Consider the following 24,111-nt stretch of genomic DNA (forward strand, 5'->3'; position numbering starts at 1 on the left):
TGTCGGGGGTGGTCCCGGGCTCTGCTGTCCTCATGTTGCTTTCTCCGAGGTGCGGTGTTCGGGGCGGGGCTGGACGGGCAGTCCTCGCAGGTAGAGGCGTATGCCGTGGATTCGGATCGCGGCCGACACCGTGAGGGTGGACCAGGGGTGCCGCAGCGCCAGCCGCAGCAGGGACGCCGGGCTCGGCCGGCGCCGGGTGCCGTGCACGGTCGCGGTGAAGGCCCGGCCGCCCTGGCGGTCCAGGTGCACGGTCAGGTCGAGCCGGGGCCCGGGCACCGGCAGCCGCATGCGGTAACGGCCGTCGACGGGGAAGAACGGCGAGACGTAGAACTCCTTCTCGGTGCGCGCGGTCCCGGACGCGTCGGGGCGCAGCAGGTAGGAGTGCCGGCCGCCGTACGTGTTGTGCACCTCCGCGACCACGCAGCGCGGTTCCCCGTCGGGGCCGTAACACCAGTACAGGGTGAGCGGGTTGAAGACGTATCCGAACACTCGCGCGTGGGTGAGCATCACCACCCGGCCGCCGTCCAGGTCCACGCCGTGCGCGGCCAGGAGGGTGTCCAGGCCGGCCCGGATCGAGGACGCCTCGCCGGTGAAGTGGTCGCGCGGGTCGAACCGGGCCAACGGCCGCAGCAGGAACGGCAGTCGGGGCGGACGGTCGGGGTCGATGAGCCACATGTACGTGCGGTGGCGCAGCGCGTACCGCCGGGGTGTGGTCCGCACGTGGGTGATCGTGCAGGAGTAGAGGGCGGGTGCGGCGTTCACCAGCACACTCCGAGCGCCGCGGCGGCCTCGACGCCGGAGCGGCAGCCGTCCTCGTGGAACCCCCAGCCGTGATACGCGCCCGCGAACGCGCAGACACCACTGGCCAGTTCGGGCAGAAGCTGCTGTGCGGCCACCGACTCGGGGGTGTAGACCGGGTGTTCGTAGACCATGCGCGCCAGCACGCGGCTCGGGTCGACACGGTCCTCGCCGCCCAGAGTGACCACGAACGCCTCGGTGGCGTCCAGGCGTTGCAGCCGGTTCATGTCGTAGCTGACACGCACTTGTTCGGACCCGGCCGCACACGTCGGCATCAGGTAGTTCCAGGAGGCGCGGGCGCCAGGGGCACTCGGCAGCAGCCGGGTATCGGTGTGCAGGAGGGTCGTGTTGCGCGAGTAGCGGAACGCGCCCAGCACCTCCCGCTCCCGCTCGGTGGCGTCGGCCAGCAGCCGCAGCGCCTGGTCCGGGTGGACCGCGATCACGACCGCGTCGTACGACTCGGTGGTGCCGTCCGCGGCTGTCACGTCGGCGCCGTCGGCATGGCGGCGTACGGCCCGCACAGGCGTGCCGGTGCGGACCTCGCCGATCTGCTTGGCGATCCGGTCGACGTATGCGCCCGAACCGCCGGTGACGGTGCGCCACACCGGTGAGCCGCTCACCGACAGCATCCCGTGGTGCTCCATGAAGCGGAACAGGTAGGCGGCCGGGTAGCGCTGGGCGGTGACGGCGTCGCAGGACCACACGGCCGACACCAGCGGCGTCACGAAGTGGGAGCGGAAGTAGTCGGAGAAGCCGCCGCGCGCCAGGAAGTCCCCCAGCGTGAGCGCCGTCTCGCCACCGTGGGCCAGCAGCCGCTGGGCTCCCCGGTAGAAGACGGGCACCTCGGCCAGCAGCCTCAGATAGCGGCCGTGCAGGAGGTTGCGGGGCCGGGCGAACAGGCCGGCCGGGCCGCGGGCTCCGGCGTACTGTAGGCCGCACCCCTCGCACCGGACCGACATGCTCATCTCCGACTCCTGCGTGGGAACGTCGAGTTCGTCGAACAGCCGCAGCAGATGCGGGTAGGTGCGCCGGTTGTGCACGATGAACCCGGAGTCGACGCGGTGCACCCGCCCGTCGTGCGGGGACGTCAGCTCGTGGGTGTGCGCGTGTCCGCCGAGCCGGTCGTCGGCCTCGTACAGGGTGACGTGACCGGCACGGCCCAGGACGTACGCGGCGGTCAGTCCCGCCACCCCGGCGCCCACCACGGCCGTCCGCTGCCCGTGGTGCGCCGTGTGCTCCGGGCCGGGCGGGGCATCTCTCGGCGGCCGTTCCATCGCTCCTCCTCGTGTACCGCCCCTCGTGATCAGGGGTTCGCGGGTAATCCGGAGCAGGTCGGGCGGCGGATTGGCCGAGCGGCGAATCAGTCGGTTCGGCGCCGGAAGGCGGCCCACAGGTACACCGGGAAACGGGCGGGACGCGCGACGGGCAGGGGCCCGGTCATTCCTGCGGCAGGGGCCTTCCGTGGGAGGCGCAGGTCACACGCGTGCGCGCGTCGCACCTGGCCGCCCGCTCCAGGGACTGGTCGTACTCCTGCCTCCCCAGACCGCGTAGGTGTTTGTGAGCACGTTTGGGCTCCGCCGTACCGGGTTCATGTGGTTCCGACAGACGTTCGGCCGCCGGGCCGGTGATGGGCTGATGCACAGGCGCAGGCAGCTCCGCCCTGGCAACTACACCCTGTGGCACCAGGTCCAGGTCAACTCCACCTGGGCTCAAACAGGGCGTGCGCGGGAAGGAGACGGGCTCTAATCGTTTCTGTCGCCGAGTACCAGACGCTGGCAACAGGCGTTCCTCCACCCCTCGACGCACGGACCATCGACGCACGGAGGTCAAGTTCGATGCCACTGGCAGCGGCACATAGGTGTGACCGCGCGGATCGGCGGGCGCGTCTTGATGCCCTGGGCATGCGAGAGGCGCGCCAAGTAGCCCGGGGCTGCCCCGCAGCCCGGGGCTGCCCCGCACTCGCGAGCCGACGAGGGCGGGCAGCTGGCGCAATGCCCGCCTGACGGCGCGAGACCGGCCGCGCTCACACGGCCGGTCTCCACTGGCTTTCTGCCGAACGTCCCGCCGAACCTGCCGACTGTCATCACCCACAAGCGTGATACCGCGCCGTCAGGCTCCGGGAGGTCCCGCGCTGGGAGGCCGGACAGGTTCGCATGGGCCCGGGCCGATTGGTGGAGACTGGCGCGGGCCCACCACCTCAACTGCGCATCTGTTGACCGTGGGCGTCGTCACAGGTCACGACGGCCCAGCACCTGTGGAGCCGGCAGGGGGCAGGCGGCTCAGGCCGCGCACTGTCTTCGGCTCGCTGGTGCACGACGGTCCCCGCCCCGGGGCATATCCCGGGGCGGGGCCGTCCTTCCGACCCCCCGTGGCGAAGAGGAACAGTCCCGGCCTTTCCGGGGGCCGCCGGTCAGCGCAACTTGTCGACGGCCGTGCTCGTGGTTTTCTTGAAGGCGGCCACGGGCGCATTCTTGAAGTCGCCCATCTGTCCCCACTGAACGACGGTGACGGTCCTGCCGTCCCGCCCGACCGACAGCAGGGCGATGTCGGTGGCGCCCCGGGACGTCTCGGTGTGCAGGCCGCGGACGCGGGCGCCCTCCTCTACCGGCAGCTTGCCGTAGTCCCGGCCCTCGGCCTCGACGTCGGGCGAGGACTTCTCGATGCGGTCGGCGCAGGTGCGGATCAGGTCGTCGTAGTGCTTCGCCAGGGCCTTGGCCAGGGCGGCCGTGCCCGTCACGACGGTCAACTGCACGGCGCTGGTGTCCAGGTCGGTCCGGAACTCACGGTGCCGGTAGTCGTAGTCGAGCACGCCCTCCGTGCTCACACAGAAGCCGAGTGCCTCCGGGAACCCCTCGGTGACCGGCCCGGCGGTCCAGGACGACGTCGGGTGCGGCGGCAGCTGAGACGCCGACAGGAACTTCGGCGCGGCGGTCTTCGGCGCGGCGCCGGCGGCCGGTGCCGTGAGGACCGTGCCCGCCGCGAGGGCAGCGACGGTGAGAGCGGTCAGAGCGCTCGTTCGGATGCGCATGGACATGAGGGTTCCCCCGTGAATGAGTGCGTGAACGTGGATGCCACGGCGAGGCCGGCTGGTCGGCCCGGACCTGGTCGGCGTGACACCAAGAGCATCAGCGGTCACAGGGGCCGAGCGCAACAACCCACGGCCGATCGGACACGGTGGAATCATCCCAGCCCGTCTGACCTGCAGATACACGGGACACCTGGGATACCGTCCCGGGCCGCGTGAGTTCGTACGAGGACGAGTAAAACCTGTGTCGGCACACGACGACGGCGACGGCGCCGACGAAGTGGCGGAGTTCGCGGCGCTGCTGCGGGCGCTGAAGGAGCCAACGGCCCGGGGCTATGGCTCGCCCTTCCTGACCGCCCTCGCCGCCGACGCGCCCCCCGACCGGCCCGCCGACGCGCACCATCCCGCCCGCAGCCGGGATCCCATCACGCTGACCGTCCCGGAGATCCGCCACCTGCTCGTAGCCGTCTTCGACCCACCGGCCGTGACCGCGGCCAGGCTGCTGCACTGGTCCAACTGGCGCCGGCGCCACCAGGCAACAGCCCGACGCAGCCACTACCGACGACGGACCGCCGGCGAACCCGCTGGATAGATCACGAACCCGTGGACGGAGCCGCGGAAGTTCACGTACCGTGTGGCTCTACGCCCTGAGATGGACGGAAGGAGGCGAGTGCCGTGCGGTTCACACCTTTCCAGCGCTCCCTTTTCCGCTGTCCCGGCGTGGTTCGTAACTTCTGACCGGGAGCGCTCCAAGCAGCCTGTATCCCGGAGGAATCCATGACCGATCCGGTCATCCGCGCGCTCTCCGCGAGCGACGCCCATCTCTTCGACGCTCTCCCCGATCCACTGGGCACCCGTGAAGGCCATCGGCGTACCCGGTTCCGCCCCGACTGGAAGCGCGTCGCCTTGCACGACGGCGAGGTCGTCGCACGCGGCGCGTGGTGGGGCGGCCCCGACGACTCGGAGCCCGTCAACATCAACTGGTTCGATGTGGCCGAGGGCGAGGAGGAGGCAGGGGCCGAACTCCTGCGCTCTGCCCCCTGGCAAGTCGAACTCGAGATCAACCTGCCTGGCGGCTGGCGGGACAAACCCGACCTGCGCCCCGCGGCTGAGGCACGCTTCGCCGCCGCACGAGCGGCCGGGTACGAACTCCTGGTGGAACGCTTCCTGTACCGCTGGACCCCGGAGCGAGGTCTGCCCGAGCGGCCCGGACGCCTGCGCTTCAGCGCCGAACCCGATGACACCGTGTTCTTCGACGCATTGCGCCGCATCCATTCCGTCACCCTGGACGCCCACGCGCTCAAGACCATCAAGGAGGGCGGCCTCGATCAGGCCGCCCAGGAGGAACTCGACTTCTTCCACTGGTGCCCCTCCCCGCGGGAGTGGTGGCAGATCGCGCACACGCCGGAGGGCGGCCTGGCCGGCATCCACATCCCGGCTCACAACCCCTCCGGACCGACTATCGGCTTCATCGGAGTCGTCCCGGAACAGCGCGGTCACGGCTACGCCTACGACCTCCTCGCGGAATGCACCCACTTCCTCGTCGGACAGGGCGCGGAGTTCGTCAGCGGAGCGACGGACCGGGGCAACTTCCCCATGGCCGCGAACTTCACCAAGGCCGGCTTCCCCGTCGTCAGCGAACGCATCAACTTCCACCCGGCGGGCCAAACGGCCTAGCGAGAAGTAGCACGCGGTGAGCAGTTCGGCCCAATGACAGGTCCGGACTGCTTGTCGGTGCCCGCTGGCAGGCTGGCCGACAGTGTGATCGACAGCGGGCGATGGAGGCGGAGTTGGGCCTCCGGAAATCCGCCACCTACTCGCCGCCGTCTTCAGCCCACCAGCCGTGACCGCCATTGACCCTAGATGATCAATTCCCAAGGATGCCTGCCGAGGGCGCGGGGTGGGCGGAGGCCAAAGCCACCGCGAGACGGCCAAGCGGTGGGCTGCCGGCCCTGGTTGTCGAGGTGACAGCGGACGGTCAGGCGTCAGGGTCGACTTCGGGGTGCGTGAACCGCACGGGCTTGCCCAGCGACCGGGCGTAGGCGATTTCGGCTCGGGTGCTGTCTCCGATGTAGTCGCCGACTACGAGCACCTCATCAGCGAGCCGGATCTTCGCCCGGTGCAGACCATCGAGTCGAACCTTCAGCGCCTCGGCCTCGACAGGATCGGACCAAAGTTCGTGCGGCGACTTCATGTCACAGCCCGGTTTGACGACAATCTTTCCCGCTTTGGTCTCCCGCAGATCGGCCTCGGCCATCTCGGTCATGAAGCGGGTGGAGCCGCAGATCACGACGATACGCGGGAGGCTCAACAGCTTCTTCGCATCGGCGAGCTTCTCCTCGGGGGTGAGCAGTTGCGGGTACGACAATGGTTCCTCCTGGTGGTGTGGTCCAAGACCAGCCGACCACGATGCTTGATCCACTTCTGAAACACTCCCTGGCTGACGACCGTACCGATGCCTCGCACCGTGCCCGCGTCCGCGGTGCTCCGCCGCAGGAACATCACCGTCAGGTCGAGCACGGTGTATGCCATGCGGAAGGACTGGCTGGACGGCGCAACCGACCATGAGCCATCGCCCCCAGTCCGCACGGTTGCAGATCAGCAGCAGAGATCATCCGCGGCTCATAGCATTACGTACGTCAGGCCATGGATTAGGCTTGGGTGCGAGGCACCGGCCTCACGGAGCCAGTGGAGGAAGCTCGTGGTGCGCTACGCCAAGGAGCACAAGCAGGTGACGCGGCAACGCATCATCGAGAAGGCCGGCCATCGGTTCAAGCAGGACGGCATCGACGGCTCGGGCATCTCCACACTGATGTCGGACGCCGGGCTCACCAACGGAGCCTTCTACGCCCACTTCGCATCCAAGGACGACCTCGTCGCCCACGTCGTGGCCGAGGAACTGCGCACGCAAGCCGCGAGCTACGGCACGCTGCGACCCGGCCGCCCTGGGCTTGAAGACTTCGTCCGCGAATACCTGTCGCCCGAGCACCGGGACCACCCCGGCCTCGGATGCCCCTCCGCCGCCCTGCTGGAGGAGATCGGCCGCTGCGGGGACGAGACCAAGCAGGCCTACACCGACGGCGCACGGGACATCGTGGACGAGATCGCCGCCCGCCTGACACCCGAGAATCCGCGGTCCGCCCGCGGCCAGGCCATCGGGCTCTTCACCATGGTGGTGGGGACGTTGCAGCTGTCCCGCGCCCTGTCCGACCGGAAGTTCGCCGACGAGGTACTTGAGCAGGGAATCGAGAACGCCATCGCATTCATGAGGTGATGGGGATACCTGCGGCTGCCCCACGGAGCCGCTGGGAGGTGTCTCCAACCAGAACCACCACCATCGCGGATGCCCCCCGAACCTCGGCCTGGTCGTCTTGTTCCGTCGGTTGCGCGGCCGGGCAGAACGGTCGGCTTGCAAGGGAGGGACACAATCACCGAGGCCCGTTCGTGTGTCGACCACGGCTTCGTCCGCCTGAAGGACTGGACGATCCGCCGCCCGTGTCGCCCACGGTCAGCGACGGAAAAGTCCGCCGTGCCAGGCTCGGCTTCGCCGTCCCGCCGTACCTGGCCGGCACCGGATGACCGAGACGCAGGCAGGTCAGCACCCGTGAACGGATGCCTCGAGCCGCTCGCCCAAGGGGCGCCGCAGCGCCGAGGCAACGCGTTCGGCCAAGGGGCGACCACACTTCACGCCCACTGCCGATCTACCGTTCGAGGAACTCGAGAGCCGTCTCAACGAACTGCCCGTGGAACTGGAAGATGCCGCCGTGGCCGGCGTCGGGATAGAACACCAACTCACCGTTCGACACCCGCCGCGCCAGGTCGGTCGAGTTCTGCGACGGAACCATCCTGTCACTCTCACCGTTCGCGACGAGCACAGGCTGGTGAATGACGGAGAGATCCTGGGGGCGCTCCAGCCCCCAGCGGTGAATGGCCTTGAGCTGGTTGCTGTACGAAAGCAGGGAGATCGCCTTGTCCCGGTCCTGGGTGCGCTCCTTCAGGCGGCCCAGGAACTCCTTCCCGGCACGACGCCCGCCCGCAGTGCGCGTGAAGAAGAGGAACTGCTTCGGGTCCTGAAGCGTGAACAGCCCTCGGACGGTGTCGAGATGGGACAACCAGGTCACGTTCTTGATGCCCTCACCACCGGCGGGACCCGTACCCGTGAGAATCAGCCTGCGGACGAGGTCCGGATCGGTCTGCGCGATCACCTGGGCGATCATGCCGCCCATCGAGAAGCCATGAAGATCTACGCGATCGAACCCGAGCGCCCGGACGAACGTGACGGCATCCTTCGCCATCGCCTCGATGGTGCGCGGCGTCGAACCCGAGGAAGCGCCGACGCCCCTGTTGTCGAACGTGACGACCCGCCGCTTGGCGGCGATGCCGTCGACGACCCGGGGGTCCCAGTTGTCGAGGACGGCGGCGAGGTGGGTGAGAAAGACCACCGGAACACCGGACCGGGGACCGAGCTCGCGATAGGCGAAGGTCACTCCCCCGGCGTTGACAGTGCGAGTGGGTGCGCTCTTGTACGACGTCACCACGCTGCGTCGCACTTCCTGTGAATCAGTCATGGTCATGCCCTTCGGTGGGGGGCTTCTGCCGGCGCGCCACTCCTTCCTCACGGAGGGAAGGGCGCAGGACAGTCGCCCGTGTCTCCCGGCTGCGGCTGCAGCCTGCGGGGACGATGGCGGAGGCGGCGGGATCGAACCCTTGAGCGGTCGGCCCTCTCCGCATCGCATCGATTATTAAAGTATGACCGTAATTCCAAGAGCCCGCAAACGTCGAGCATGAGCACTCCAGGACCTCCAGCCGGCCGGCGGGCCGGGTTGCAGCCCGCCCACCCACCACATAGCATTATGACTGTAATTTAATTGATCGGTATCCCCGTCCACCTGCGGACGAGACAAGGAGACAGCGATGAGAGCCTTCACGGTGGAGCGCTACGGCAGCAAGGACGGCGTGCGTGCCGGTGACGTGCCGGAGCCGGAAGTGGGGGCGGACGACGTGCTGGTCCGGATCCAGGCCGCGAGCGTCAACCCGCTCGACCGCATGATCCGGGACGGCGAGATGAAGACGATCCTGCCGTACAAGGTCCCGTTCGTCCTGGGCAACGACCTGGCCGGGGTGGTGGTCGAAGTGGGTGCGGCCGTTACGCGGTTCGCAGTGGGCGACGAGGTCTTCGCTCGGCCCGACAAGAACCGGATCGGCACGTTCGCCGAACTCATCGCGGTGCACCAGGACGACGTGGCGATCAAACCGGCCACACTGACCATGGAGGAGGCGGCGTCCCTTCCCCTGGTCGCCCTGACCTCATGGCAGGCCCTGGTCGAACGGGCACACATCCAGCCCGGCCAGAAGGTCCTCATCCACGCGGGCTCCGGCGGCCTGGGCACCATCGCCATCCAGCTGGCCAAGCAACTGGGCGCATACGTGGCCACCACCACGAGCACGCCCAACGTCGACCTGGTGAAACGGCTGGGTGCGGACGTCGTCGTCGACTACAAGAAGCAGGCGTTCGAGGCGGTCCTGCGCGACTACGACGTCGTCCTGGACTCGCTCGGCGGCGAGACCCTCATGAAGTCCCTGGACGTGCTCAAGCCCGGCGGCAAGGTCATCAGCGTCGCGGGCCCACCCGACGCCACCTTCGGCAGAGAACTGGGCGCGAACCCGGTCATCCGGCTGGTGATGTCCGCACTGAGTCTCCGGATCCGCCGAGCCGCCCGGCGCCGCAACGTCACGTACTCCTTCCTGTTCATGAAAGCCAGCGGCGACCAACTGCGCGAACTCACCCCTCTCATCGAGACCGGCAAGATCCGCCCCGTCGTCGACACCGTGTTCCCGTTCGAGTCGGCACGAGAAGCGCTGGAGTACGTCGAAGCAGGGCGCCCGAAGGCCGGCAAGGTCGTCGTCAGGATGACGTGAGGGAACGCGGTCCTGACAGGTTGTCAAAGTCCTCCACGACTGCCGGAAGGACACCGCCCGCAGCAAACGAGAAGTGCCCTGAAACCCCGCTAGAGAGGGGCCTGGGCAATTAGGCACACCGCGGAATCCCCCATCCCCGCGACGTCGTCGTACCGGAACACCCCGACCCACTCCGTGTCCGCTCGCGGCGAGGACTTCGCCTACCGGAACGCGTCCAGGACATCCGCAGCTCAGTGCACAGGTAAGACATCGGCAGGGTTCCTCCTCGGCAGAATGAGCCACATGGCCATGGACAAGGACGCAGCGTTCACACTGCCGCGAGGCGCCACGGGATTCTTCCAGCCGAAGGACGGGCCGCTACCGGAAACCGACCGGCGGACGTTCAGGGCAGCAACGTATGCCGCCGCCCGGGCGGCTAAAGGCCATGTGGGCGAGATAGAGGAGCAGACGTACCCCCGTACGTTTCACACCGCGACGGTCATTGAGGGCATAGCCGAGTGCGTCATTCTGTGTCACGCCTACCATCCCTGGATTGCGTTCGCCCAGGAACGCCGGGACTGGTACACCGAGGAGTTCCGCGCCCCGCCACCGTGGGCCCATGCCTTTGCCGACCTCGGGTTTGTAGTGCTTGATCGCGCGCAGCTCACTCTGCCGCTCTCGGACGTCGACACCTCGGTCCTCATCCAGAGCGAGTGGCGCCAAATTCGCTCCTCCGGCATCACCACACTGGGCGGAGTGCTCTTCAACGCATGGGACTGACGTCCAAGCAAGACCTCGACACTGCACGATGAATCTCAACCTTCGTCTCTGTCGTCCCAGTCGACGGGGACAGTGACCGCGATCCATCCTTCCCGCCCGCGGCTCAGGCCAGCTTCTTCCCTCGGTGGGACGATTTTCGTCGCCAGAGTCCGCTCAGCCCCTATGCGGGCCGGGCCGAGTCACGTCCTGCCGAGCCGCCGGCTGCCCCAAGGCCTCTCGGATCCATTCGCGGCGGAGTCGTTCCCGCCTATCGCGGCCCGGACGGTTCGGCCGGCCGGTTCGGCGGAGCCTGGGCATTCTTGGCGGCGGCTGCCGCGACGGTTGCCAGGTCTTCGCCCGAGAAGCCGGCGCGGCTCAGCACTGCCAGAGATTTGTTCGTTGCCAGCGTGCACAACGCCAGCTCTGCCGCCTCCTGATCATCGGCCCCCGCCGCCAGCAACGCCCGCTCCAGCATCGCCCGCAAACCGTCGATCATGGCGTGGACCATCGCCCGGCCCTCCGCGTCGAGGGCCGGGATCTGTGTTGCCGACACCGTGAGCAGGCAGCCATCCGGGACCATCGGGTCAGCGATGCGGTTCAGGGTGACCTGCAGGTAGGCGGCCACAACGGCGTCCGGGCTCGAGTGAGGGCCGGACAGTGCCTGGTCGTACAGCGGGTGGTAGGTCTGCGCGTACCGTTGGAGGCTTTTCCGGAAGAGGGTGCTCTTGTCGCCGAAGGTGCCGTAGAGCGAGCTCCGGCCCAGGCCCGTGCCCTCGGTCAGGCGGTCGACCGAGGCCTCCGAATAGCCCCAGCGCCAGAAGACGTGCATCGCGCGTCGTAGCGCCTCGTCCACGTCGAATTGCTTGCGGCCTGCCATGGTTCATCAGCCTACACATCTTGCACCGATCGTTTCAAGATGCGTATGGTCTTCGGCATGACATCTTGCACCGATCGTTCCATGATGAATACGGCGGACGGCACGACAAGCTTGAGTTCGCTGCGGCTGCCCGTCGGGTTCACCGACGTCTTCACCAGTCGGCTCGTGGAGGTGAACGGGCTGCGGCTCCACGCGGTCACCGGTGGGGACGGCCCGGCGCTGCTGCTGATCGGCGGTTGGCCCCAGACCTGGTACGCCTGGCGGGAGGTGATGCCCGCGCTCGCCCGCCGGCACACCGTCGTCGCCGTCGACTCGCGCGGGGCCGGGCTCTCCGACAAGCCCGACGACGGGTACGACGCCGGCACGCTGTCCGCCGATCTGATCGCGTTGATGGCCGCGCTCGGGCACGACCGGTTCGACGTGGTCGGCCACGACATCGGTACGTGGACCGGATATGCCCTCGCCGCCGATCACCCCGAGCGGGTGGGCCGGCTCGCCATCCTCGAAGCGGTGATCCCCGGTCTCACGCCGTCCCCGCCGTTCTTCGGCCCGGCCGCGGCCAACCTGAAGCTCTGGCAATTCGGCTTCAACCGGCTCACCGACCTCAACGAGGAACTGGTCCGGGGACGGGAGCGGCTCTTCTTCGGCTACCAGTTCGCCAAGAAGGCAGCCACCCCGGACGCGATCCCCGCGTACGCCGTCGACGTCTACGTCGACGCGATCACCGCCGATCCTCGCGCACTGCGGGCGAGCTTCGCGTACTACCGGGCGCTGGACGAGACGATCGCGCAGAACGAACAGCGCAGCAAGACCCGGCTGACGCTGCCGGTGCTCGCCCTCGGCGGCGCGCTGTGGAGCGGCGCGAGTGCCGCCCAGACGATGCGGCTGGCGGCCGACGACGTCACGGGGGTCGTCCTCGACGACTGCGGCCATTACCCGGCCGAGGAGCAGTCGGCGCGGTTTGTCGAGATCCTGGAGGACTTCCTCCTGGCCAACCGGTAGCAGGCACGCCACACAGCTGAACTTCGCGAACGACAGGCGGAGCTTCACAAACTCCGCTACGTCATCGAGCAGGCCTTCGCCCTCCTGCACCAGTTCACCCTCGCCATCCGATGGGCACGACGCCTCGAACTCCACGACGCCTTCGTCTTCCTGGCCTGCAGCCTCATCTGCTGGCGACGCCTCAAGAAGGCCCACCCATGATCCCGTTACGGGCTTTTTGCGCGAGGGCACTGCGAGATGTCCGTGGCGGTCGTGAGGTTCTGCACTTCCAGAAGGAGACGGACCGCTTCGCGGGCGTCGTGAGGGTGGTTGTCGATCGCCCGCGCCAGACGGGCGCGACTCGTCGTGATCACCTGGCGCCACGCGCCCATCTGATCGAACAGGGCGATGATCCGGGCCGGTCTACTGACTGAGGCGCTGGGTGGAAGGCAGCGGGCTGTGCCGTGGACGCTGCCGGAACCGATGCTCACCACCCGGTATCCAAACCTGCTCTGCTGCCGGGGTGGGCCGGCGAGCCCACGTTACGGACAGGGTTCGGGGCTGTCCGTTGTCCACGTCTCACGGCGACATCGGGCCCCGCCGCCGAGAGCCTTGACGGCTGGTAGCGGGCGGCGGGTCACGGGCATGCCGTTGGTGTCTGACTCTGGGCAGTGGAGTGGTCCAGAACGCCAGACAGCTCTGGCTCAGCCCTTGCCTGCAGGACCGGCGACGACCTGGACGAACCATCGCTGGATGAACGCGAAGACGGTCGGCAGGGGCAGGACGAGGAGCACTCCGAAGGCGTGGATCAGGCTGCAAGCGTCTGCGCCCGCTGCCGTCCCGACAGCGATCTGGGGATCGTCGGCTTGTCTGTCGCTTCGGCAGGCCGTGCACGTACCCGGAACTGTGGCTTCCACCACGGCGAATGTGATCTTGGCGTGGTGAGATCGCCGGATGCTCGGTTTCCTCCTCCGCCTCCTGCCGTTCTGGGTCCGCGAGCCCCTGCTCATCGCGGTCGGGTCCGTTCTCGGCGTACGCATCATGTATCTCGCCGTCCACGATCACGATCGGGTCGCGGCCGTGCTCGGCGTGGTGTTCCTCGTGTTCACCGCAGTACGCATCCACGCCGTGGTCCGGGCCCTGCGCGCGCGCCGGAACCCGAGTCCGGCAGCCTCCGCAGACGGAGCCGCGGTCGATGCTGTCGCCCCGGCCCAGGTCGCAACGGGGCCGCGTCCCGCCCCGGACACTCCTGAGAAGGACCACAACGCATGGGGCCAGGCCGTTGCGGCCGTGGCCGTGTTCGGTGCACTGGGGGCCGCGCTGTGGGTGGCCCCATACGTGATGCCGTCCGACGTCAACACCCCGCAGCCCGCCTCGTGTTCGGGCGGGGCACACGAGGAACTGCCGAAGGTCTACAAGCAGACGCCCCAGTCTGTGACCGGTGAAGAACTGTGCAAGGCGCTCAACCAGCCAGACCTGGCCACGCTTCTGGGAACGTCTGGAGAGACCGCGACCACCGCTTCTGCCACCAACAACACCGCTCCGTTGACCGATGGGAAGGTCGCCCAACCGGAGGCCGAGGTCGCGTTCGACACGTACAGCGTGAATGTCTCGGCCACTTACAACGAGCTGTCGATCGACCAGTACGTGAAGCTGATGAAGTTCGGGGACGAGCAGGACATCAAGACGCTTGCGGCTCTCGGACGGCCCGCGGTCCTCTCCTCGGCTCACACCATGAAGTTCGAGATCAATCTCGGGAGTGGCGGATCCGGCGGACCGGTCGAACAAGGCCCCCTGGCCAGGACGTTGTCCGTGGCCCTGGACCGCAATGACCGGGGCGGCTACTGCGAAATCACCGTGTGGAGCAAGTCCGGAGCCCTCCCGGACGACGGCGTTCTCCTCGACATCGCTGGACAGGTTATTGCGAGGATCCCGGAGCGGCCTGTCCGATGAGACGCCGAGAACTTTTCGGCGAAGACGGCCGGTCTCCTCGCGCCGCCCGGCGACGCCATCGGTCTCGTGAGGGGATGCGTGCCGCGATCCCCTTGGGTCAGCCCGGATGTGCGGGGCGGCGGCCTGGGCAATGAGATGCGGCAGGCGGAGCTGCATCTGGCGTTCGATGGGTTCGGGGCCCGTGAGGCGAGCAGCGATGCCTCCTTCGACAACCATCCCCCGAACCGTGTCTCCCACGCTCCGGGTTACGTGCCGAACGGCGTCACCTGGGACACCCGGCGCGGCGAACCGGCGGAGGTCAAGCAACAGCCCCCGGAGAAGACCCCTCCTCTCCTCGTGTGGGCGGCGCCCAAAGGAGCATGCGTGATGTTCGGCGGGTTCGGACTCGATCAGCGACACGCGGTCCGGTCACGGGCAAGCTGATCCGTATGTGCGCTGCCCGTGCACCAGCGGCACGTTTCGACACCCGGAAATGGACGAGATGACGAACAAGAACGTGGAAGTGGACCAGTTCATGGCTGCGCTCGATCACCCCCAGAAGGACACAATCGAGTACCTGCGGGCCGCTGTCCTCGGCTCGGATCCTGGCATCACCGAGCACGTGAAGTGGAAGGCGCCCAGCTTTCTCCGTGGGGGCGAGGACCGGGTGACCTTTCAGCTCCGGGCCAAGAAGGGTGTCCAACTCATCTTCCATCGAGGTGCCAGGGTGAAAGACGACCGGGCGGACTTCAGGTTCAGCGACGAAAGTGGTCTGCTCGCTTGGCTCAGCAGTGACAGGGCCACAGTCATCTTCCAGGACCTGGACGACGCCAAGGCCAACGAGGAGGCCTTCGTGACCCTGGTCAGGAGCTGGGTCAATACCTAGCCCGCCCGATGGCCGATTGTTCGGCTTCGGCTTCGGCAGCACGGCGTTCACAATCGTTGCGGCCGTGCCGTCGTCTGAGGGTGGCGGTCAGCTCGGCGCCGCTCTTGGTCTTCGTCAGGGGCATCGATGCCCGAAGAGCATAGACATCGGCGGCCTGTTACGGGCCCCGGGCGGCGGGATACACCCCGTGACCCTCGTTCGCCGTTCGTCGACGTGCTCGCTACGGTGGCCGACCTTCAGAGGCTGCTCGGAGCACAGCGTGCCGCCACTGACGATGAACGCACAGGCCTCGCCGAGTGGGCGCAGTTGGCCGTACAGGAACTCGCACAGTCCTCGGCCCTTCTGGTTGCGGCAGGTCGACGCTGCTGGCCGGGACGGCCGGGACGATCCGTCCCGGCCGTTGGCGGAACCGGAGAGGATGAGCGAACGCGCGCTCCACGAACCACCGTTGGGCGCCTCCCGGAACCCTGCGCGGGGCCGCGCAGCAGGAATGCCCGGAAGGCCGTCGGGGCGGCGTGGCTCGCTGCCCAGTGCGTCGATGAGTACGCCGTCTTCGCCCCTCATGGACCAGCGTGCGCACTCCCGGCTTCCGGCCCCAACGTCCTTTTGAGTGCGGTGAGTTCAGGACGTCACATGGTGAACTCCCGTATCACTGTGTTCCGGAATACCGCTGTGCCCCCGATCGAGAACAGCGCGAGCCCCGTGTCGATCAGATACGGGAACGCCTGCGACGAGTGCACGTATCGGCCGTCGTCGACGAACATCTCGACGGACGTGCGGTCGACCAGGATCCGCAGCCTCACCGTGTGGGCCGACGGGTCGAAGGGGCTGTGACTCTCCTGCCACTTCCCGGAGTTGTCGGGGTTGACGGTGTTGCGGCGGTTGAGGAACGCGAAGTCGTCGTAGATCCCGGCGTCGATGTGCCGCCCGCCGTCGGGGGAACGGCGCAGTTGGAGGCCGACGCCGGTCAGGTTGTCCCAGGTGATCTCGGTCGTCACCTCGTAGGACATGCCGGTGTAGTCGAGAACGCGGGTGCCGTCGACCGTCAGGTCACCCAGGTCCACTGAGCGCGAGACGTGGTCGGCCAGGGCGGAGACCGGCCGCGAGGCGAGGTAGTACGTCCCGTTCGAAGCCCGCTTCAGGGTGATCTCGCGGACGATCGAGTCGGTGCCGTTGAAGCCGTCGCAGTCGATGGTGGGGGTGGTGTTGGCGTAATCCCAGTTGTTGAGCCAGCCGATCGCGTGCCGGGTGGACGGATCCACCGAACCGTCGTCCCGGCGTCTCTCGAACGTGACGGCCCCGTACCAGTCCCACCCGTGGTCGAGCCACTGCGGATCGCTCGTGTCGGCGGTGAACGTGGTGCCGTCGAAGGAACCGGTCCAGTACGCGTACGTGTTGGGCAGACCGGCCGCCTTGCCGTTGGCGCTCGCGCCCAGCACCCACTTCGCCGTGCCGTCGTCCGCGGTGATGCGGAACAGGTCGGGGCACTCCAGGACGCCGATGCCGTCCTTGATGAATCCGCCGACGTACGTCCACGACTTCAGATCCGCCGAGTGGTAGAAGCCGATCTTGTTGTTCTCGGCGAGGGTCATCACCCAGCGATCGCGTTCCTCGTCACGGACGACCTTGGGATCGCGGAAGTCGTGCACACCGGGGTTGGCCAGCACCGGGTCGGTGCCGTGGTTGAGGAAGGTGCGGCCGCCGTCGGTGGAGTAGTACAGGTACTGCGCCTGAGTGACATCGTCGGGCGCCATGGTGGCGATGACGATCACCGCGCCCGCGCCGAAGCCGGCGGTGTTGTCGGTGTCGACCACCGCCGAGCCCGACCAGACGTCGCCGACCGGGGTGGTGTCCTTCGGCACGGCGATCCCGCGGTCGGTGAACGCGACCAGATCGGTGCTGGTGGCCAGCCGCCAGGCGGTTCCCGCGGTCGTGCCGCCCGTCAGGTAGTGCGCGTTGTAGAGGTAGTAGTAGTGGTACTCGCCGTCGATCCACACCGGTCGCTGCGGATCGTTCTTCCACTGGTCGGGGACCGTGAAGTGGTACGCGGCGCGGTAACTGGCGCAACCGGTTGCGGACTTGGGTTTCGCGGCGGCCGGGGGTGCGGCCGGCAGCAGCACGGCTGCCGCGCCCGCGGCCGATCCGGTGAAGAGCGCTCTCCTGGACATCCCACGCATTACACATCGTTTCCTCTCGTCACCGAGCTCGTTGAGCTCGGAACGGCGGCTCATGGGGTCAGGACTGTGCGACCTAACTCGTTAAAGGTCAAGGGGTGCACGACTCTTGACAGCACCGTTGCGCACTTTCCATCATCTGGGGCATCAACCCTCAACTAACACGAGTTAGGCCCGTTGATGACCGACTCGCACGTCTCCCGCCGCACGCTGCTGCGGTACGGCGCCTACGGCGCGGGTGCCGCCGCCCTGACCGGCACCGCAGCGAGCTGGGACCGGCTCACCGGAGCCGACATCCCCGGCCGCGACGACGATTCCCTCGTCGTCGCCACCCTCGGCCCCGCCTACGGACCCGAGGCCATCCGCACCCTCACCGAGGGCTTCGGCGAGGTGCACCCCGACATCAAGCTCCGGATCAACGCGGTGCAGGCCGTCGACTGGTCGGACTTCTTCGCGAAGATCCTCACCCAGATCGCGGCGGGCACCGCCCCCGACCTCGTCTATGTCGCCACCGAGGGCGTCCAGCTCTTCGCCCAGCGCCTCGGCGTCGCGCTGGACCAGTGGGTGAAGCGGGACGCGGCCGAACTGCGCGAGTACTTCGCCGACGTCCATCCCTCACTGGTGGAGTCGATGATGTACGAGGGCAGCCTCTACCAGCTGCCGGTCGAATTCAACGCGGCCGACATGTACCTCAACAACCAGGTCCTGAAGCGGGCGGACGCGAGCTTCCCCGCGGCCGACTGGACCCGCGACGACTTCACCGCGCTGCTGCGGGACATGAAGAAGTCCAGCGGCAGCCAGTTCACCCCGTACTTCTGGACCAACCGCCTGTGGGGCGGTGTGGTGCCCTGGCTCTTCGCCAACGGCACGAACCTGCTCACCGAGTCCAAGGCGCCCGGCGGCGCCTGGCTGTGGGACTCCTTCTACCCGGCCGCCGAACGGCAAGGCCGCGGGGGCGGCTTCCGGTGGACGACCCCGCAGGCCACACACGACCGCGTGGAGGAGGTGTACGACTACCTCGCCTCCCTCATCCAGGAGGACCTGTGCACCCGCCCCGAGGGCGGCAACGGCCAGAACCTCGTCGGCGTGTTCTCCACCGGCCGGGTCGGCGTCACGCCGGCCGGCGGCTTCTGGGCGGGCGGTCTGCATCTCGCGGGCATGCAGGCGGCCGACTACGACGTGCAGTACTTCCCGCGCTGGCGCACCCAGCGCATGCAGTTCGGCGCCGCCGGCTACGCCCTGCTGCGCACGTCGAAGCGGCAGGAGGAGGCCTGGGAGTTCATCAAGTACGCCGCCCGAAGGGACACCCTGATGCGGCTGTTCAAGACCAACCAGACCACGCCGGCCCGCCGGTCGATGCTGACCGCCGACCGCTACCGGGAGACCGGACCGAACCACTGGCAGACCTTCTACGACACCCTCGACAAGTTCCCCGACACCGGGCCGATCCCCGCCCCGCCGCAGGTCGCCGAGGTCGAACAGGTGCTGCTCAAGCACACCGGAACCGCGCTCTCCACCCGGCGCTCGGTGGGTCCCGCCCTGCGCCGGATGCAGGGCGATCTGGAGAAGGCCATGGAGCGTGACGTATGACGAACACCCGGATCCCCGCCCGGACAAGGACGGTGACTCCCCCGCCCGTGGCACCCGCGCCACCGTCCGCCCGCGACCGCGGCACCCGCCTGCTGGCCACGCTGTTCCTGGCCCCGACGATCGTCGGCATCGTCGTCTTCACGGTCGTCCCGATCGCCGGCTCGGTGGTGCTCAGCCTCTTCCACTGGAACGTGATCGACGACCCCAGTTTCGCGGGCGCCGCCAACTACCGCGAGACACTGAGCGATTCGACCGTCCTGGTGTCCTTCCGCAACACGCTCGTGTTCATGGTGCTCGCGGTCGCCCTCCAACTGCTGATCGCGCTGGTGCTGGCGCTCGCGGTGAACGGACGGATGCCGGTGTGGCTGCGCTCGGTGTTCCGTTCGGCGTTCTTCTTCCCGCTGGTGCTGTCCGCCGCGTCGATCTCGGTGGTGATGAAGTACCTGTTCAACCAGGACTTCGGTGTCGTCAACTGGCTGCTCGGGCTGATCGGTATCGCTCCGGTGCCGTGGCTCACCTCCGAGAACTCGGCGATGGCGGCGGTCATACTCGTCTACGTCTGGCAGCAGTTCGGCTTCTCCTTCCTGCTGTTCGTCGGGGGCCTGAACAACATCCCCAAGGAGATCCACGAGGCCGCCGCCCTCGATGGCGCGACCGGTCTGCGCAAGCACCTCAACGTCACTCTGCCGCTGCTGTCACCCACCCTGCTGGTCGCGTCGGTGGTCGGCATCATCAACGCCCTGCAGGTCTTCGAGCAGCCGTACGTCCTCACCAACGGCGGGCCCGGCGACTCCACCCGCACCGTCGTGATGGTCATCTACGAGAGCGCGTTCGAGCAGCTCCGCTTCGGCGAGGCGTCCGCGGTGGGCGTGCTGCTGTTCGTTCTGATCATGGCGGTCACCGCCCTCCAGTTCCGGCTCAGCCGGCGTTTCGTCCACTACCAGTGAGCCGGGTGAATCCCCCATGACCCAAGCGATTTCGACCGTGAGCCGGGCCCGCCACTCGCTCGCTCCGTGGGCACGGATCACCGCACTGGCGGTGTGCGCCCTGCTGACGCTCGGTCCGGTCATCTGGACCGTCTCCACCTCGCTGCGCACGCCGGCCGAGTCCTTCGACCTGCCGCCGAAGATCATTCCGACCAGCCCCACCGTGGAGTCCTACCGCGGAGTCTTCGACCAGATCGATGTGTGGCTGCTCGCCCTGAACTCCACACTCGTGACCGGTTTGATCGCGGTCGGCCAGATGATCACCGCGGGCCTCGCCGGCTACGCCTTCGCCCGTCTCGAATTCCGTTTCAAGAAGCCGCTGTTCGCACTGGTCCTCGCGACCATGATGGTCCCCCTGCAGGTCACGATCGTTCCGGTGTTCCTGGTGCTCAAGTCGATGAGTCTGACCGACACCCTGCTCGGTCTGATCATCCCGGCGTTTCCGACCGCGTTCGGCACCTTCCTGATGCGCCAGTACTTCCTCGGCATGCCGAAGGACCTGGGCGAGGCGGCGATGCTGGACGGCTGCGGGCCCTGGCGGATCTTCCGCTCGGTCTACGCCCCGCTGGCCGCGCCCGGCCTCGCGATCGTCGGAGTGCTGGCCTTCAACTACCACTGGAACGAGTTCTTCCGGCCGCTGATCCTGGAGACCTCCGCCCAGAACTACACCCTGCCGCTGGGCCTCGTCTCCCTCCAGGGCAATCTCGGCACCGGCTCCATCTCGGTCGTCCTCGCCGGTGTCGTCCTTTCCATGATCCCCGCCGTCGCCGTGTTCGTCGTCGGCCAGCGCCCTCTGCGCGAGGGCATCACCTCCGCAGGAGTCAACCGTTGAAGCACGACCGCGACGCCCCGCGTTTCCGGGTCCGTCCGCCCGCCCAATGGCTCAACGACCCGAACGGGCCCTTCCGTTGGCGCGACCGCTACCACCTGTTCTACCAGCACAACCCCGACGCCCCTCGCCATGCGAACGTCCACTGGGGCCATGCCTCCAGTCCCGACCTCGCCCACTGGGAACACCACCCCATCGCGCTCACCCCGACACCCGGCGGCCCCGACGAGGCGGGCTGCTGGTCCGGGTGCGTGGTCGACGACGACGGCGTACCGACCGCCGTCTACACCGGCGTCGACCGCCACCACGGCGGCCTCGGCACCATCTGCCTGGCCCGGGCGGTCGTCCCGGACGACGAGACCCTCACCGACTGGAAGCCCCTGCCCACACCGGTCGTGACCGGCCCGCCGGCCGGCCTGGACGTCGTGATGTTCCGCGACCCGTTCGTCTTCCGCAGCGGCGGGCGGCGCTGGGCACTGATCGGGGCGGGCCACTCCGACGGCACGCCGTCGGTCCTGCTCTACGACTGCGACGACCTGGCCCACTGGCGGTTCGCCGGTGTGCTGCTCGACGGCAACGACCCTGTGGCGACGGACGTGTTCGGCGACAAGGCGGTCGGCTGGGAGTGCCCGCAGCTGTTCGCGACGGCGGGCGGGGACTGGGTGCTCGTGCTGTCACTGTGGGACGGCGACCCGATGGGCACGGGCTTCCTGACAGGCCGTCTGGAGCCGGACAGCGACGGTGGGCTGCGGTTCGGGGCCCGCACCGGCGGCCGGCTCGACCACGGGCGGGACTTCTACGCACCCGCGGTCCTCCAGGAGGCAAACCGGGCCCTGATGTGGGGCTGGTCCTGGGAGGCCCGTGAGCAGGGCGAGGTGGACGCTGCGGGCTGGGCCGGTGTCCTCACCGCGCCGAGGGTCGTGGGCGTCCATCCGGACGGCGCGCTGAGCGTCGCACCGGCTCCGGAGCTGCAACTGCTGCGTGCGGCTGAGCCGTTCGCCACCGCACCGGAACGCGCCCCGCTGCCGCAGTCGTACGACCTGACGGTCACCGCCAGTGCACCGACCACCGTCAGCCTGCTGCGCTCCGCCTCCGGCGCGGAGCTGACGATCCGCCTCGACCCGGACGAAGGCACCGTGACCCTGGATCGCAGCGACTGGCCGCGGCCCCGGAGCGAGGGGTCGGTGCCCCTCGTCGTGCGGGTGCCCGCGCGGGAGGTGCGCATCCTTGTCGACGGCTCCCTGTTCGAGCTGTTCGCCGACGATCGCGCCACCGTCACCGAACGGGTCTACCGACGTCCCGACGACGTGCCCGAGCTCGTCGTGACCGGGGCCGGGGCCACCGTCATCGGATGGGAGCAGGTCCCACCGACGAGCGGCTGATCACCGGGCCGGCGAGGCGTCGTACCGTCGCGGGCGGCGTCTTGCCCGTCTCGATGGCGTCGAGGAGGAGCCGGGTGGCCGCCTCGCCCATCGCCCGGTGCGGGAGGGCGACGGTGGTCAGAGGCGGGGACAGGAAGGCGGCCATGTGTTCCTGGTCGTCGTACCCGACCACGGACAGCTCATCGGGGACGGTGATGCCGAGCCGGGCAGCGGCGTGCAGTACTCCCGCGGCGACGCGGTCGTTGTAGCAGAAGAACCCGGTGGGGCGGCGGTCGGCGGGCACGCCGTCGAGCAGCCGCAGCGCTCCCTCGTAGCCGCTGGAGATCTCGCCGCCGGTGCGCACGACCCACTCATTGGGGACGGTGATCCCCTCAACGCGCAGCGCGTCACGCAAGCCGCGCAGCCGCTCGACCGACGCGATGTCGTCGAGGCCGCCGACGTGGGCGATCCTGCGGTGCCCCTCGGCGAGGAGCAGACGGGCGGCCGTACGGCCTCCCGCGCGTTCGGCGGGGATGACAGCAGGCAGCGAGCCGTCCTCGGGAACGCAGTTGGCGAGGACGGAGTGGGTGCGGTGCAGGCCCTCGGGGACGCGGACGCGGCGCAGGGAGAAGGCGGCGTAGATGATGCCGTCCACGCGTCGGTCGAGAAGCTCGGCGACCGCGGCGTCCTCCTTGGCACGGTCGCCTCCGGAGTCGACGGTCAGGACGAGGTGCTCGTGGTCCCAGGCGGTGTCCATCGCGCCGCGCAGCAGCCGGCCGGCGAAGGGCGAGGAGGCGATCTCGTCGGTGACCAGGCCGATCACGGCCGTACGACGGCGGCGCAGTCCGCGTGCGACGGGGTCGGGGCGGTATCCGAGCTGGGCGGCGGCCTGGCGGATGCGTTCCTGGGTGGCGGGCGAGAGGTTGCCCTCGGCTCGGCCGTTGAACACGAAGGAGACCGCGGTGTGGGACACGCCCGCGAGCCGCGCGACGTCCCGGGACGTGGGGCGTCCATGGCCTGCCGGCTGCTTCGCCTCGCTGCTGCCCATGCCGTCCGCTGCCTTCATCCCCCGCCGGTTCCCCGCCCGCCCGCTTGATCACTGCTCACCCTATCCGTGACGCTGGGGGGACGACACAGTCGAAGGGAAGGTCCGGTAGTGATCAGCATCCCGGTACACACGCTCAACGACGGCACCAGGTTCCCGGCGATCGGCCTGGGCACCTGGCCCATGAGCGACGCGGAGGCGGAAAGAGCGGTGGCGGAGGGCCTGCGGCTGGGCTACCGCCTGGTCGACACGGCGACGAACTACCGCAACGAGGCCGGTGTCGGGCTCGGCGTCGCCCGCAGCGGCGTCCCCCGCGAGGAACTCGTGGTGACGACCAAGCTCCCGGGCCGGCACCACGGGTATGAGGAGACCCTGGCCTCCTTCGAGGAGTCCCGCGCCCGGCTCGGCCTGGACTACGTCGACCTGTATCTCATCCACTGGCCGCTGCCCCGCGTCGACAAGTACGTCGACTCCTGGCGGGCCATGATCAAGCTGCGCGAGGAGGGTCTCGTGCGGTCGATCGGCGTCTCCAACTTCACGCCGGAGCACATTGAGAGGCTGGAGAAGGAGACCGGCGTCCTGCCCTCCGTCAACCAGATCGAACTGCACCCGCACTTCCCGCAGGACGAACTGCGGGCCTTCCACACTGCCAAGGGCGTCCTGACCGAGAGCTGGAGCCCGCTGGGCCGCGGCTCCGGCCTCCTGGACGACCCCGTGGTCGTCAGCGCCGCCGAGGCGCACGGGGTGACGCCGGGCCAAGTGGTCCTGCGCTGGCACACGCAGCTCGGGGCAGTGCCGATCCCGAAGTCGTCGGATCCGGGACGACAGCGCGCGAACCTCGACGTCTTCGGCTTCGAGCTGAGCCCCGCGCACATGCACGCGATCGCCGACCGTGCCCACGAGCGGATGGGCGGAGATCCGGATGTGCACGAGGAATTCTGAGTGAGCGCTTGGCACTGCTTCACGCCGA

Annotated in this window: 22 protein-coding genes and 1 pseudogene; 14 read left to right on the forward strand and 9 right to left on the reverse strand. The window is 68.5% G+C overall.

All coding sequences use genetic code 11. From position 1 onward, the window contains the following. Nucleotides 1–30 precede the first annotated feature (30 nt). The 3 genes from AOK17_RS23610 to AOK17_RS23620 form a co-directional block, all read right to left on the reverse strand. Nucleotides 31–762, reverse strand: a complete 732-nt coding sequence (locus AOK17_RS23610) for a DUF1365 domain-containing protein (protein WP_055614566.1) — start codon at nucleotides 760–762, stop codon at nucleotides 31–33. Next, complete coding sequence (locus AOK17_RS23615; protein ID WP_055614544.1) at nucleotides 759–2,072, reverse strand: NAD(P)/FAD-dependent oxidoreductase; 1,314 nt, start codon at nucleotides 2,070–2,072, stop codon at nucleotides 759–761. Before AOK17_RS23615 ends, AOK17_RS23610 begins: the two co-directional genes overlap by 4 nt. Nucleotides 2,073–3,208: 1,136 nt before the next feature. Next, entirely contained in the window at nucleotides 3,209–3,832 is a 624-nt protein-coding gene (locus AOK17_RS23620) for a hypothetical protein (RefSeq protein ID WP_055614545.1), read from the reverse strand. Nucleotides 3,833–4,169: 337 nt separating this feature from the next. On the opposite strand from AOK17_RS23620, the pseudogene AOK17_RS23625 reads away from it, so the two are divergent. Beyond that, nucleotides 4,170–4,415: pseudogene (locus AOK17_RS23625) on the forward strand (IS701 family transposase); the annotation flags it as partial. A 185-nt stretch (nucleotides 4,416–4,600) separates the two neighbouring features. Continuing rightward, nucleotides 4,601–5,500 carry a GNAT family N-acetyltransferase gene (locus AOK17_RS23630; protein ID WP_055614547.1) on the forward strand — a complete coding sequence of 300 codons (900 nt, stop codon included), beginning with the start codon at nucleotides 4,601–4,603 and terminating at the stop codon, nucleotides 5,498–5,500. 301 nt (nucleotides 5,501–5,801) lie between these two features. Here the strand turns inward: AOK17_RS23630 and AOK17_RS23635 are convergent, their stop codons facing one another. Continuing rightward, entirely contained in the window at nucleotides 5,802–6,191 is a 390-nt protein-coding gene (locus AOK17_RS23635) for a hypothetical protein (protein ID WP_055614548.1), read from the reverse strand. 333 nt (nucleotides 6,192–6,524) lie between these two features. Between AOK17_RS23635 and AOK17_RS23640 the strand changes: the two genes are divergently transcribed. Then, nucleotides 6,525–7,097, forward strand: a complete 573-nt coding sequence (locus AOK17_RS23640) for a TetR/AcrR family transcriptional regulator (protein WP_055614549.1) — start codon at nucleotides 6,525–6,527, stop codon at nucleotides 7,095–7,097. A gap of 427 nt (nucleotides 7,098–7,524) precedes the next feature. Here the strand turns inward: AOK17_RS23640 and AOK17_RS23645 are convergent, their stop codons facing one another. Beyond that, nucleotides 7,525–8,391, reverse strand: coding sequence for an alpha/beta fold hydrolase (locus AOK17_RS23645; protein ID WP_055614567.1), 867 nt, complete (start codon nucleotides 8,389–8,391; stop codon nucleotides 7,525–7,527). Between the two features lie 346 nt (nucleotides 8,392–8,737). Here AOK17_RS23645 and AOK17_RS23650 point away from each other — a divergent pair, with 346 nt between their 5' ends. Continuing rightward, nucleotides 8,738–9,742 (forward strand): NADP-dependent oxidoreductase, encoded by a 1,005-nt coding sequence (locus AOK17_RS23650; protein WP_055614550.1) that lies wholly within the window; start codon nucleotides 8,738–8,740, stop codon nucleotides 9,740–9,742. A gap of 282 nt (nucleotides 9,743–10,024) precedes the next feature. Beyond that, entirely contained in the window at nucleotides 10,025–10,501 is a 477-nt protein-coding gene (locus AOK17_RS23655) for a hypothetical protein (protein ID WP_055614551.1), read from the forward strand. Nucleotides 10,502–10,748: 247 nt separating this feature from the next. Here AOK17_RS23655 and AOK17_RS23660 read toward each other — a convergent pair whose 3' ends face one another. After that, nucleotides 10,749–11,357, reverse strand: a complete 609-nt coding sequence (locus AOK17_RS23660; protein ID WP_063997282.1) for a TetR/AcrR family transcriptional regulator — start codon at nucleotides 11,355–11,357, stop codon at nucleotides 10,749–10,751. A gap of 57 nt (nucleotides 11,358–11,414) precedes the next feature. Here AOK17_RS23660 and AOK17_RS23665 point away from each other — a divergent pair, with 57 nt between their 5' ends. After that, nucleotides 11,415–12,359 (forward strand): alpha/beta fold hydrolase, encoded by a 945-nt coding sequence (locus AOK17_RS23665; protein ID WP_245697323.1) that lies wholly within the window; start codon nucleotides 11,415–11,417, stop codon nucleotides 12,357–12,359. A 683-nt stretch (nucleotides 12,360–13,042) separates the two neighbouring features. On the opposite strand, the gene AOK17_RS52415 is transcribed toward AOK17_RS23665, so the two are convergent. Beyond that, a complete protein-coding gene (locus tag AOK17_RS52415; protein WP_245697324.1) occupies nucleotides 13,043–13,255 on the reverse strand; it encodes a hypothetical protein in 213 nt (70 codons plus the stop codon). 37 nt (nucleotides 13,256–13,292) lie between these two features. Here AOK17_RS52415 and AOK17_RS23675 point away from each other — a divergent pair, with 37 nt between their 5' ends. The 3 genes from AOK17_RS23675 to AOK17_RS23685 all read left to right on the forward strand — a co-directional run bounded on the left by AOK17_RS23675 (nucleotide 13,293) and on the right by AOK17_RS23685 (nucleotide 15,156). Further along, nucleotides 13,293–14,291, forward strand: a complete 999-nt coding sequence (locus AOK17_RS23675; protein WP_055614553.1) for a DUF6215 domain-containing protein — start codon at nucleotides 13,293–13,295, stop codon at nucleotides 14,289–14,291. 78 nt (nucleotides 14,292–14,369) lie between these two features. Then, on the forward strand, nucleotides 14,370–14,714 hold the full coding sequence (locus AOK17_RS51695; RefSeq protein ID WP_206190815.1) for a hypothetical protein: 345 nt from the start codon (nucleotides 14,370–14,372) through the stop codon (nucleotides 14,712–14,714). 49 nt (nucleotides 14,715–14,763) lie between these two features. Then, nucleotides 14,764–15,156, forward strand: coding sequence for a DUF1801 domain-containing protein (locus tag AOK17_RS23685; RefSeq protein WP_206190816.1), 393 nt, complete (start codon nucleotides 14,764–14,766; stop codon nucleotides 15,154–15,156). A 629-nt stretch (nucleotides 15,157–15,785) separates the two neighbouring features. Here the strand turns inward: AOK17_RS23685 and AOK17_RS23690 are convergent. Further along, nucleotides 15,786–17,333, reverse strand: a complete 1,548-nt coding sequence (locus AOK17_RS23690; protein WP_055614554.1) for a glycoside hydrolase family 32 protein — start codon at nucleotides 17,331–17,333, stop codon at nucleotides 15,786–15,788. 177 nt (nucleotides 17,334–17,510) lie between these two features. Here AOK17_RS23690 and AOK17_RS23695 point away from each other — a divergent pair, with 177 nt between their 5' ends. The 4 genes from AOK17_RS23695 to AOK17_RS23710 are packed head-to-tail and all read left to right on the forward strand — an operon-like array spanning nucleotide 17,511 to nucleotide 22,117. Continuing rightward, a complete protein-coding gene (locus tag AOK17_RS23695) occupies nucleotides 17,511–18,920 on the forward strand; it encodes an extracellular solute-binding protein (protein ID WP_055614555.1) in 1,410 nt (469 codons plus the stop codon). Next, nucleotides 18,917–19,867 (forward strand): carbohydrate ABC transporter permease, encoded by a 951-nt coding sequence (locus AOK17_RS23700; RefSeq protein ID WP_055614556.1) that lies wholly within the window; start codon nucleotides 18,917–18,919, stop codon nucleotides 19,865–19,867. The genes AOK17_RS23695 and AOK17_RS23700 overlap by 4 nt, the downstream gene beginning before the upstream one ends. Before the next feature lie 16 nt (nucleotides 19,868–19,883). Next, nucleotides 19,884–20,738, forward strand: a complete 855-nt coding sequence (locus AOK17_RS23705) for a carbohydrate ABC transporter permease (RefSeq protein ID WP_055614557.1) — start codon at nucleotides 19,884–19,886, stop codon at nucleotides 20,736–20,738. Continuing rightward, nucleotides 20,735–22,117, forward strand: a complete 1,383-nt coding sequence (locus AOK17_RS23710) for a glycoside hydrolase family 32 protein (protein ID WP_055614558.1) — start codon at nucleotides 20,735–20,737, stop codon at nucleotides 22,115–22,117. Before AOK17_RS23705 ends, AOK17_RS23710 begins: the two co-directional genes overlap by 4 nt. Here the strand turns inward: AOK17_RS23710 and AOK17_RS23715 are convergent. After that, nucleotides 22,080–23,144 carry a LacI family DNA-binding transcriptional regulator gene (locus AOK17_RS23715; RefSeq protein WP_055614570.1) on the reverse strand — a complete coding sequence of 355 codons (1,065 nt, stop codon included), beginning with the start codon at nucleotides 23,142–23,144 and terminating at the stop codon, nucleotides 22,080–22,082. The two genes, AOK17_RS23710 and AOK17_RS23715, sit on opposite strands and share 38 nt — an antisense overlap. 108 nt (nucleotides 23,145–23,252) lie before the next feature. Here AOK17_RS23715 and AOK17_RS23720 point away from each other — a divergent pair, with 108 nt between their 5' ends. Continuing rightward, nucleotides 23,253–24,083 carry an aldo/keto reductase gene (locus AOK17_RS23720; protein WP_055614559.1) on the forward strand — a complete coding sequence of 277 codons (831 nt, stop codon included), beginning with the start codon at nucleotides 23,253–23,255 and terminating at the stop codon, nucleotides 24,081–24,083. Nucleotides 24,084–24,111 lie beyond the last annotated feature (28 nt).

It is taken from the genome of Streptomyces phaeochromogenes, from assembly GCF_001418655.1.
In the GTDB taxonomy this organism is placed as follows: domain Bacteria; phylum Actinomycetota; class Actinomycetes; order Streptomycetales; family Streptomycetaceae; genus Streptomyces; species Streptomyces phaeochromogenes.

Bases quoted from the DNA above. Each gene is read 5' to 3' on its own strand.
- AOK17_RS23615 (WP_055614544.1), bottom strand. From the start codon at position 2,072: ATGGAACGGCCGCCGAGAGATGCCCCGCCCGGCCCGGAGCACACGGCG.
- AOK17_RS23620 (WP_055614545.1), bottom strand. From the start codon at position 3,832: ATGTCCATGCGCATCCGAACGAGCGCTCTGACCGCTCTCACCGTCGCT.
- AOK17_RS23630 (WP_055614547.1), top strand. From the start codon at position 4,601: ATGACCGATCCGGTCATCCGCGCGCTCTCCGCGAGCGACGCCCATCTC.
- AOK17_RS23645 (WP_055614567.1), bottom strand. From the start codon at position 8,391: ATGACTGATTCACAGGAAGTGCGACGCAGCGTGGTGACGTCGTACAAG.
- AOK17_RS23650 (WP_055614550.1), top strand. From the start codon at position 8,738: ATGAGAGCCTTCACGGTGGAGCGCTACGGCAGCAAGGACGGCGTGCGT.
- AOK17_RS23655 (WP_055614551.1), top strand. From the start codon at position 10,025: ATGGCCATGGACAAGGACGCAGCGTTCACACTGCCGCGAGGCGCCACG.
- AOK17_RS23660 (WP_063997282.1), bottom strand. From the start codon at position 11,357: ATGGCAGGCCGCAAGCAATTCGACGTGGACGAGGCGCTACGACGCGCG.
- AOK17_RS23665 (WP_245697323.1), top strand. From the start codon at position 11,415: ATGACATCTTGCACCGATCGTTCCATGATGAATACGGCGGACGGCACG.
- AOK17_RS23675 (WP_055614553.1), top strand. From the start codon at position 13,293: ATGCTCGGTTTCCTCCTCCGCCTCCTGCCGTTCTGGGTCCGCGAGCCC.
- AOK17_RS23685 (WP_206190816.1), top strand. From the start codon at position 14,764: ATGGACGAGATGACGAACAAGAACGTGGAAGTGGACCAGTTCATGGCT.
- AOK17_RS23690 (WP_055614554.1), bottom strand. From the start codon at position 17,333: ATGCGTGGGATGTCCAGGAGAGCGCTCTTCACCGGATCGGCCGCGGGC.
- AOK17_RS23695 (WP_055614555.1), top strand. From the start codon at position 17,511: ATGACCGACTCGCACGTCTCCCGCCGCACGCTGCTGCGGTACGGCGCC.
- AOK17_RS23700 (WP_055614556.1), top strand. From the start codon at position 18,917: ATGACGAACACCCGGATCCCCGCCCGGACAAGGACGGTGACTCCCCCG.
- AOK17_RS23705 (WP_055614557.1), top strand. From the start codon at position 19,884: ATGACCCAAGCGATTTCGACCGTGAGCCGGGCCCGCCACTCGCTCGCT.
- AOK17_RS23715 (WP_055614570.1), bottom strand. From the start codon at position 23,144: ATGGGCAGCAGCGAGGCGAAGCAGCCGGCAGGCCATGGACGCCCCACG.